We start from the raw sequence: 2,544 nt of genomic DNA, 5'->3' as shown, positions 1-2,544 counted from the left end.
GGGCGTGCTGCTGGCAGCAGCGCTGCGTGCCCGCGTGGCGGACATGCCCGCCGCGCTGCGTCTGGCGGGCCTTGCCCTGGCGCTTGCCCTGGCCGGTGAACTGGCCGGTCGGGTGCTGTTCTTCGGCCTGTACGCCCGGATGGGCCTGTAGGCCCGAAACCCTGTGGAACCGGCTGGTCGGGGGGCGTCCGTGCTCCCCGGCCAGCCATGCCCACACCGTGCAAGGAGGCGTCATGGCCCAGTGCAGGAATGATATTGCCGCTTCTTCCGTCCCTGACGGCAGACCCGTTGCCCCGAACATGCGTTCCGGCCCCGTGCCGTTCATGGCCCACGCCGTGGCGTTGCGCTTTCTGGGGCAAGTGTTCCTGAATGGTCCGGTGGACGGCGGGCTGGTGCGCGCCCTGCGCGAGGGACTGTTTGCGGAATGGCCCGTGACGTCTGCCGGCACGACCACCCGCCAGGCGCTGGAAATGCTGCGCGGTCTCGCCGGACCTGCCGCGGCGGCCGTGTACCCCGGTGGGGACGACGCCCGCTGGAACGCGCTGGCGCAGGATCTGGAGCGCGACCATGCCCAATTGTTCGTCGGGCCGGAGATTGCCGTGCCGCCGTGGGAATCGGTGTGGCGGGACAAGGACCGGCTGCTGTTCGGCGAATCCACCTTTGCCGTGCGCGCCGCCTATGCCCGCTTTGGCCTGGGGGCCGACCGCCCCGGCAACGAGCCGGACGACCACCTGGGGCGCGAATTCGGTTTTCTCGGCCATCTCGCCGGGCTTGCCGCGTCGGGGCCGGAGTCCCCGAAGTTCCCTTCGTCCGAATCCCCCTCGTCCCCGGAACTCGCAACGTCCAAGGGATTCCCGACGTTCATGCCGGACACGCTTGACGCGGCCCGCGCTTTTCTGGACGATCATCTCCTGATGTGGGTGCCGATGGTGCGCGAGGCCATGCAGCGTGCCGCCCGCACCCCCCACTATGTCGCGCTGGGCCTGCTGGCCGAAGGCGCGGCAAGGGACCTGCATGCGGATATCCACGCCCTGCGCGCCGCAAAGGCTGCTGCCCCGGCCATCATCACCCGTCCGTCCGGTGCCTGATCCGCACCCGGACCACCTCCGCGAACGCGCACGCCGGTCGCGCCGTTCCCGTTGCGCGCTGTCGGCGTTTTCGCCTTGCGTTTCGCGCATTCCCCGCGCTTCGTTGCCGCTGCTGCTCCGGCTGCTTCCTGCCCTGCTGGTGCTGCTGTCCGTCCTGTGCCCCGTCGCCCCGGCCCATGCCCGCGAGGTGGTGGTGGGCATCTACGACATGGAGCCGCTGTCCATGCGCGGCGCCGATGGCCGGGTGCAGGGCATCGTGGTGGACGTCATGGACGCCGTGGCCCGCGACGAAGGCTGGACCGTGCGCTACGTGTACGATGACTGGGACCGGCTGATGCCCATGCTGGAAGATGGCCGCATCGACGTGCTGGCCCCCATCGCCTTTTCGGAAACGCGCACCGCCTACCGCTACAACCGCGACTATCTGGTCATCGACTGGGGGCAGATATGGGTGCGGCGCAGCACCCGCGTGGACATGCTGTTCGACCTGCAGGACAAGCTGGTGGGCGGGGTGTCCATGAGCATCTTTCCCGCCGGGTTCGAGGCCTTTGCCCGCCGCTTCGGCGTGCAGTACCGGCAGCGCGACTATCCCGACTACTCGGCCCTGCTGGACGCCCTGAACCGGGGCGAGGTGGACGCCGCCGTCATCCCCCGGTTCATCGGCACCCATCACGAGCGGCGCGGCACCGCAGAGCCCGCGTCCATCGTGTTCAGCCCGTTCGAGATGCGCTATGCCGCCATGCGGGGCCGGGCCGACGACATCATGGACGCCCTTGACCGTCGTCTGGCGGCCTACAAGGCCGACAAGGATTCGGCGTACCATCGCAGCCTGAACCGCTGGATACGCGTCGATGCGCCGGTGCTGCCCGCCTGGCTGCCCTATGCACTGGGCGCCGCCGCCGTGCTGCTGCTGGCGCTGGCCGGGGTGAACAAGGCCCTGCGCGGGCAGGTGCGCCGCCAGACCGAACAACTGCGCGCCGCCAACGCGGACCTGGCCGTCTCGCGCGACCAGATCCGCACCCTGCTCGCCTACCAGCAGCAGGCGGCGGAAGACATCCGGCGGCGCATCTCGCGCGAGGTGCACGACGAACTGGGCCAGAACCTCACCGCCCTGAAGTTCGGGCTGCACCGGCTGGGGCGGGTGGTGCCGGAGGGAGACGGCCCGTCGCGTGAGCGCCTTCTGTCCATGATCCGCCTGACCGAGGACACCATAGAGGCGGTGCGGCGCATCTCGCGCGAATTGCGGCCCGGCCATCTGGACGACATCGGCCTGCTGGCCGCCTCGCAGTGGCTGGTGCAGGATTTTTCGGCCAACACCGGCATTGCCGTGCACTTCGACGGCCCGGAACAGGGTGACGACCCCGGGCGTGGCGGTGGCCCCACGCCGGTTGACGGCCCCGGACAGGGCGATGCTTGCGGGCAGGCCGCCGGTGCGGGAGCGGGCCGGGAACGGCAG

The 2,544-nt window shown here is 70.2% G+C and carries 2 protein-coding genes; both read left to right on the top strand.

What is annotated here, in order from left to right; all coding sequences use genetic code 11:
- Window positions 1–233: 233 nt before the first annotated feature.
- On the top strand, window positions 234–1,088 hold the full coding sequence (locus FVW27_RS12935) for a TorD/DmsD family molecular chaperone (protein ID WP_167125742.1): 855 nt from the start codon (window positions 234–236) through the stop codon (window positions 1,086–1,088).
- A gap of 103 nt (window positions 1,089–1,191) precedes the next feature.
- Window positions 1,192–2,544, top strand: a 1,353-nt coding sequence (locus FVW27_RS12930) for a transporter substrate-binding domain-containing protein (protein WP_167125740.1), incomplete at its 3' end; no start/stop codon positions are given.

The sequence above is a fragment of the Nitratidesulfovibrio liaohensis genome (assembly GCF_011682075.1).
In the GTDB taxonomy this organism is placed as follows: domain Bacteria; phylum Desulfobacterota; class Desulfovibrionia; order Desulfovibrionales; family Desulfovibrionaceae; genus Cupidesulfovibrio; species Cupidesulfovibrio liaohensis.
The sequence above is the reverse complement of the archived record's forward strand: the minus strand, read 5'-3'. Positions and strand labels throughout refer to the sequence as shown.